The sequence below is a fragment of the Streptomyces viridochromogenes DSM 40736 genome (assembly GCF_000158955.1).
Classification (GTDB): Bacteria; Actinomycetota; Actinomycetes; order Streptomycetales; family Streptomycetaceae; genus Streptomyces; species Streptomyces venetus.
The window spans coordinates 8,112,825-8,118,975 of record NZ_GG657757.1 but is presented as its reverse complement, the minus strand read 5'-3'; the positions used below and the strand labels follow the sequence as shown (position 1 = coordinate 8,118,975).

Annotated in this window: 10 protein-coding genes; 2 read left to right on the top strand and 8 right to left on the bottom strand. The window is 73.4% G+C overall.

Annotated features, from left to right (window positions below; genetic code table 11):
* The 6 genes from SSQG_RS43265 to SSQG_RS35565 all read right to left on the bottom strand — a co-directional run.
* A partial coding sequence (locus tag SSQG_RS43265) for an alpha-amylase family glycosyl hydrolase (protein WP_244299367.1) occupies positions 1 to 933 on the bottom strand: 933 nt, incomplete at its 3' end.
* Complete coding sequence (locus SSQG_RS35585) at positions 933 to 1,280, bottom strand: sodium:proton antiporter (protein WP_039934350.1); 348 nt, start codon at positions 1,278 to 1,280, stop codon at positions 933 to 935. The genes SSQG_RS35585 and SSQG_RS43265, both read right to left, overlap by 1 nt.
* A 10-nt stretch (positions 1,281 to 1,290) precedes the next feature.
* Positions 1,291 to 2,031: an MnhB domain-containing protein gene (locus SSQG_RS35580; RefSeq protein WP_003994845.1), complete on the bottom strand. Its 741-nt coding sequence runs from the start codon at positions 2,029 to 2,031 to the stop codon at positions 1,291 to 1,293.
* A complete protein-coding gene (locus SSQG_RS35575; RefSeq protein ID WP_039934348.1) occupies positions 2,028 to 2,288 on the bottom strand; it encodes a hydrogenase subunit MbhD domain-containing protein in 261 nt (86 codons plus the stop codon). Before SSQG_RS35575 ends, SSQG_RS35580 begins: the two co-directional genes overlap by 4 nt.
* Positions 2,273 to 2,746 carry a monovalent cation/H+ antiporter complex subunit F gene (locus tag SSQG_RS35570; protein WP_039934346.1) on the bottom strand — a complete coding sequence of 158 codons (474 nt, stop codon included), beginning with the start codon at positions 2,744 to 2,746 and terminating at the stop codon, positions 2,273 to 2,275. The genes SSQG_RS35575 and SSQG_RS35570 overlap by 16 nt, the downstream gene beginning before the upstream one ends.
* Positions 2,743 to 2,925 carry a hypothetical protein gene (locus SSQG_RS35565; RefSeq protein WP_039934344.1) on the bottom strand — a complete coding sequence of 61 codons (183 nt, stop codon included), beginning with the start codon at positions 2,923 to 2,925 and terminating at the stop codon, positions 2,743 to 2,745. Before SSQG_RS35565 ends, SSQG_RS35570 begins: the two co-directional genes overlap by 4 nt.
* A gap of 227 nt (positions 2,926 to 3,152) precedes the next feature.
* Between SSQG_RS35565 and SSQG_RS35560 the strand changes: the two genes are divergently transcribed.
* Positions 3,153 to 3,701, top strand: a complete 549-nt coding sequence (locus SSQG_RS35560; protein WP_003994842.1) for a VanZ family protein — start codon at positions 3,153 to 3,155, stop codon at positions 3,699 to 3,701.
* Here the strand turns inward: SSQG_RS35560 and SSQG_RS35555 are convergent.
* Together SSQG_RS35555 and SSQG_RS35550 are read right to left on the bottom strand one after the other, a co-directional pair.
* Positions 3,698 to 3,934, bottom strand: coding sequence for a hypothetical protein (locus tag SSQG_RS35555; protein WP_003994841.1), 237 nt, complete (start codon positions 3,932 to 3,934; stop codon positions 3,698 to 3,700). The genes SSQG_RS35560 and SSQG_RS35555 overlap by 4 nt on opposite strands.
* 63 nt (positions 3,935 to 3,997) lie before the next feature.
* Positions 3,998 to 4,807 carry an SDR family oxidoreductase gene (locus tag SSQG_RS35550; RefSeq protein ID WP_003994840.1) on the bottom strand — a complete coding sequence of 270 codons (810 nt, stop codon included), beginning with the start codon at positions 4,805 to 4,807 and terminating at the stop codon, positions 3,998 to 4,000.
* A 151-nt stretch (positions 4,808 to 4,958) separates the two neighbouring features.
* Here SSQG_RS35550 and SSQG_RS35545 point away from each other — a divergent pair, with 151 nt between their 5' ends.
* Positions 4,959 to 6,002 (top strand): PHP domain-containing protein, encoded by a 1,044-nt coding sequence (locus SSQG_RS35545; RefSeq protein WP_003994839.1) that lies wholly within the window; start codon positions 4,959 to 4,961, stop codon positions 6,000 to 6,002.
* Positions 6,003 to 6,151: the final 149 nt, after the last annotated feature.

The following is a 6,151-nucleotide window of genomic DNA, read 5'->3' as shown; positions in this document are numbered from 1 at the left end:
CCAGAAGGAGCGGGTGTCGGCGAGGGCGCGGTCGGTGGCGTACTCGGCGAAGTACTCGGGCTGTGGCAGCCACGGCTTGGCGCTCTCCGCACCGGGGGTGAAGCCGAACGGCGACGCCTGCCCCGACCAGGGCAGCGGCACGCGGCACCCGTCGCGGATGCGGGCCCGGCTGCCGGTGCGGTGGAAGATCGGGTCGGTGAGCACGTCGTCGGGCAGGTCCACGACCTCGGGCAGGCCGAGCTCCTCGCCCTGGTAGATGTAGGCGGCTCCGGGCAGGGCCAGCATCAGCAGAGCGGCGGCGCGGGCACGGGCGGCGCCCAGTCCACTGCCCTCGGTGGCCGGTTCGCCGTAGCGCGTGACGGTGCGGACCTGGTCGTGGTTGTTGAGGACCCACGTGACCGTCGAGCCGGTCCCGGCGATGTCCTGCATGGCCTCCGAGATGACCTTCCGGAAGGCGTCGGGGTCCCAGGGGGCGCTGAGCACGTAGGCGACGACGCTCATCAGCTCGAACCACACGAACGCGTTGAACAGGTCGCCCGCCATGGCGAAACCGCACATGCCGGCCTGGAAGAGCAGCAGCAGCGCGGGGAACGATCCGGCGTGCCCGCGCGGCGGTTCGTCGAAGTAGCGCCAGGAGTACACCAGGGCGGCCAGGGTGAGAGTGCACACGAGCGCGGCCATGCCGAGCCCCGGCCCGTCTCCGACCAGGACGATCCCGACGCTCTCGCCGTGCACGGGCACCCAGCCGCCCACCCACTCCGCCAGGGGCGGCGTGGAGTCGAGCAGCAGGACGACCGCGAGCGCGGCGGAGCACGCCGAGACCAGGCAGCCGACGGACTCGGCGGCGGCCCGGGGCACCCTGCCGCCCCCGGCGGCCAGCAGGGCGGCCCCGAGCAGCGGGGCGGCGACGAGGAGCGGCAGCAGGTGGTGCATCAGCCGCGCAGCTCGGAGAGTTCGTCGGGATCGACCGTGCCGTGCCGTTTGGAGACCTGCACGACGAGGGCCAGGAGCAGGGCGGTGACGGTGGCGCCGACGACGACGTCGGTCAGGGCCAGCGCCTGGACGACCGGGTCGACGACCGGCCGCGCGCCGGGTTCCAGGTCGGAGAAGACGGGCGCGGTGGCGCCGTCCCGGTAGCCGACGGCGAGCAGCAGCACGTAGGTGGCGGACTGGCACACCGACAGACAGCCGACGGCGTGGATGAGATCGCGGCTGGTGGCCAGGCCGTAGCAGCCGGCCAGGAAGATCCACGCGGCGACCAGGTAGGCGAACACGTCCATCACAGCGGCCTCACGTCCCGCTCTCCTCCTCGATCTCGACGGCCTGGTCCAGGAAACGGGCGAGCAGCACCACGACGGCGCAGGCGACCTCCATGCCGACGGCCGCGTTGAGCAGCGGCACGGTGCCTCCTGAGGACAGCGTGTTGAACGTGCCGTGCGGGAGCAGTGTGTTGGCGAGGAAGGCGGCGCCGCCGAGCAGCGCGGCGACGCCGGTGACGAGGTAGGCGCTGACGGCGACGGCGTCACCCACCTCGTACAGGCCGACCGGCCGGACACGTTCCAGGGCACGGTAGTCGGCGCCCAGGTACAGCAGGTGCAGGGCCGTCGCGGCGACCACGCCGCCCTGGAAGCCGCCGCCGGGGCTGAGTTGCCCGTGCGCGACGACGTACAGGCCGGTGAGCAGGGCGACGGGCAGCACGAGCAGGGCGTAGCGGCGTACGGGCGGGTCGACCTCGGCGGGCCGGGGCCGGGCCCGGTGTTCGTCGCGGGTCTGCCGCAGCAGGACGACGCAGCCGAGCACGGCCGCGAACAGGATGGTCAGTTCGCCGAGGGTGTCGAAGGCCCGCTGGTCGAAGTTGACGGAGGCGATGGTGTTGGCGGTGCGGTGGGCCAGGGACGCCTCGACGGCCCGGTCGCCGTAGGGGTGGCTGTCACCGCCGAACTCCGGCAGGCCGAAACAGGCCGCCACCAGCAGCGCGGCGAGACCCGATCCGCCCACGGCCACCAGCCACGCTCTCGTGCGCGGGCTCACTCGTCGTCCCCCTCGCGCTGTCCGCGCCGTCTCACCTTGCGGACCGTCAGCAGCAGCAACAGCGGCGTCAGCGCGGAGCCCACCGCGAGCTGCGACAGGGCCACGTCGGGCGCCTGGAGCACGGTGAACAGCACGGCCAGCAGCACCCCGAGGACGGCCAGGACCAGACTCTGGCGGGCGGGGTCGCGGGTGGCCACGGCCACGGTCGCACCGGCGGCGACCAGGACCAGGGCGACGGCGATCAGGATGTGGTCCACGGCGCCCCACTCCCCTTCCCGGCTCCCGCCGGGCCGGCCAGCGCCCGCGAGGCGAGGAGGTTCCCGCCGATCAGCAGGGCGCCCGTCACCAGCAGCTTCGCCGTCGCCCGGCCCGGACCGGTCACCACGCACAACGCCAGTACGACCACCGCCCCGAAGCCCGCCGCCGCCCCGGTGGCGATCCGGGCGCGGGGCGGGTTCTCGGCCAGTTCGTCGCCGAGCAGCCGTGCGAAGACGAGCGTGCCGACCGGGCCGAGCAGCGCGAGCACCAGGGCCAGATCGACGTAGGAGGGGCGGTCGTAGCCCTGGGCGAGGAGCAGCAGGCCCGGGCAGGCCACCGCGGTGGACAGGTTCTGCGCGACGACCCGGCGCCGCAGCGGCCCGGTGGCGACACCCCACAGGGCCGCGGCCAGGCCCGTGCCGAGCGTCAGCGTCGCGGCGAGGATCCAGCCGTTCACGCCCGGCCACCGCTTCGCCGCGCGGCCCGTGCCGCGAGCGCCCCGGCGAGGGCCGCGCCCCCGCCGACGGCGAGTTCCAGCGGGTCGACGGTGCTGACGAACACCAGCCACAGCGCGGCGAGCGCGGCCCACCAGAGCGGTACCTCGGCCAGGGCGAGGAGCGTCGTACGCCGGTTCACACGACACCTCCTCGGGCGCTGGTCGTTGTGGCGGTCATCCAAGCACCGCCCCGGCTGGGGGACGTGGCGACGCGCGGCCACGAGCCTGGTGTGCCCCGGCGGGACACGGGGAAACCGAGGCTGGGAACGGTCCGCGACGGCGGTGTCGTAGCGGACCGGGCGGCATCGTCGCCGCAGCCGTGGGTAACCGCCCAGTCGCGCAGGGAAGTTGAAGAGTGGAGGACCGAATGGCCGAAGCAGCCTCACGTCTCCGTACCACCGGATCCGGGAGTGAGCGGCGTCCACTGCCCTTGCCGATCCGGCTGCTGGCGATGCTGTGCGCCTTCGTGTTCATGGTCGCCTTCGCCGTGGTGCTGGCGCGGCTGACCCTGCAGCCCTCGCCCGCGTCGGAGGCACTGACCCACACCAACCTGCATCCGGGCCGCTCCCTGAAGGCCTATCTCGACCAGCCGGGGCTGCGGGACGCCGTACGCCAGATCGGCGGCAACATCCTACTGGGTGTCCCCTTCGGCGTCCTGGTGCCCGTCGTCGCGCCGCGCACCCGCGGCTTCCTGCGGGTGCTGCTGCTGACCGCCGTGGTGATGCTGCTGGTGGAGTTCGCCCAGGGCGCGCTGGTCACCGGCCGGGCGTTCGACGTCGACGACGTCATCCTCAACACCAGCGGTGCCCTCATCGGTTACCTGCTCCTGGGCCGCCGCCTGAGCCGAGCGGTGCACGCGCGCAGGCCCCGCGACGGCCGGGCGGGGAAGACGTCGTCCGCTGCCCGCAGGTCCTAGTGCATGGTCCAGGTGAACTTGTCTCCGCCCACCCAGCGCACCACTTCCGGATCGTCCAGGTCGTGGACCCTGATGCCGAACGCGGCGGCGGCCGTCAGGACGTCGATGACGGCCCGGGCCGCCCCGACCACCTGACCGTCGATTTCCACGATCCGGAACGGTGGTGTGCCCGGCTGGACGCCGAGCACCATGATCCGCGGACTGAATATGTGCGGGCTGGCGATTTCGGTCATGCATCGAGCGTAGAGCGCAACCGGCAAGAGCGCGGCCCTCGTGTCGCCGGCCGGCCGGGGCGTTCAAGGGCGGCGCCAGTCGTCGTCGGTCAGGTGTGAACCGGCCTGCGGGCCCATGCGGAGCATGCCGCCGTCGACGCTCCAGGAGGCGCCGGTGACGTAGGAGGCGTCCGGGCCGGCGAGGAAGGCGATGACGGCGGCGACCTCGCGGGCGTCGCCGGGCCGTCCGAGGGGGACGCCGGGGCGCCTCTCGGTGTGCGGGTCGGTGTCGTCCTGTCCGGTCATGGGCGTGGAGATCTCGCCCGGTGCGACGGCGTTGACGGTGATGCGGTACTCGGCGAGTTCGAGCGCCATGACCTGGGTGAGCAGACCGAGCCCGCCCTTGGCGGCGCAGTACGGCGCGGCGCCCACCCGCGGCTGGTGCTCGTGGACGGAGGTCACGTTGACGATCCGGCCGCCGTCGCCCTGCCGGATCATCCGCCGGGCCGCCTTCTGCCCGCACAGGAACGGCCCGACGAGGTCGACGTCCAGCACGTCCCGCACATCGGACAGCTCCAGGTCGAGGAACGGTGTCATGGTGCCGGTGCCGGCGTTGTTGACCAGCACGTCGAGACGGCCGAGGCGCTCGCACAGCTCGTCGACGGTGTCGGCGGCGTCGGGCAGCCGGGTGAGATCCATCCGGGCGACCTCGGCCCGCTGTCCGTGGTCCCTGACCTCCTCGGCCGTCTCCTCCGCACCCTTCCGGTCGCTGTGCCAGGTGATGCCGACGTCCATGCCCGCCCGGGCCAGGCGTACGGCGGTGGCCCGGCCGATGCCGGAGTCGGCGCCGGTGATCAGGGCGACCCGGCTGGGAGGCTCGGTGGGGGCGGACATGGCAGGCCTCCTCGGCGGAGCGGACGGGATGTCGGGGTGAAGCGGTCCCGGTCGGGACGAGGCATCGCAGTACCCGGGGGCGTACCGGGCAAACCGGCGGCCCGTCGTGCGGCCCGCCCGCCGCTGGGGAACCCTTGAGGTGGAGGTGGCGATGGACCCCGTCGAGGCACTGGACCGGATCGCCTTCCTGCTGGAGCGGTCCCTGGCGCCGACGTACCGCGTGCGCGCCTTCCGCACGGCGTCCCGGGTGCTGAGGGAGCTGGGCGAGGACGAGGTGCGGCAGCGGGCGGAGGCCGGGTCGCTGGAGTCGCTCAAGGGGGTCGGTCCGAAGACCGCGCAGGTGGTGCGGGAGGCGCTGGCCGGTGAGGTGCCCGGTTATCTGCGGAAGCTGGAGGGCGAGGCGGAGGAACGGCAAGCGGTCGTGCGGGGCGGCGAACGGCTGCGGGAACTGCTGCGCGGGGACTGTCATCTGCACTCCGACTGGTCGGACGGCGGCAGCCCGATCGAGGAGATGGGCCGGGCCGCCGCGGAACTGGGCCACGAGTGGGCGGCGCTGACCGACCATTCGCCGCGTCTGACGGTGGCGCGCGGGCTGTCTGCCGAGCGGCTGCGGGAGCAGCTGGACGTGGTGGCGGAGCTGAACGCGACCTGGGCCCCGTTCCGGCTGCTGACCGGCATCGAGTGCGACATCCTCGAGGACGGCTCGCTCGACCAGGAGCCGGAGCTGCTGGAGCGGCTCGACGTGGTGGTGGTGTCGGTGCATTCCAAGCTGCGCATGGACGCCCGGTCGATGACGCGGCGGATGGTGGCCGCCGTGCGGGATCCGCACTCGGACGTGCTCGGGCACTGCACGGGGCGGCTGCTGACCGGGCGAGGACGGCCCGAGTCGGAGTTCGACGCGGACGAGGTGTTCGCGGCCTGCGCCGAGACGGGTACCGCCCTGGAGATCAACAGCCGGCCGGAGCGGCTCGACCCGCCGCGGCGGCTGCTGCGCCGGGCCGTGGACGCGGGTGTGCTGTTCTCCGTCGACACCGACGCGCACGCGCCCGGGCAGCTGGACTGGCAGATCAACGGCTGCGCGCGGGCGGAGGAGTGCGGCGTGCCGCCCGAGCGGGTGGTGACGACGTGGGCCCGGGAGGAACTGCTGGCCTGGACCCACGGGAGGCAGGTGCCGTCCGGCGTGGCCGGCGGCTGACGTGGTACCCGGCCGGGCCGGAGAGAGCTGACGTGGTACCCGGCCGGACCGGAGAGAAAGGGATCGCACGCATGGCACAAGCGGAACGGGCGGCCGTGTTTCGACGTCGACGGCACGCTGGTCGACACCAACCATCTGCACGTCGTGAC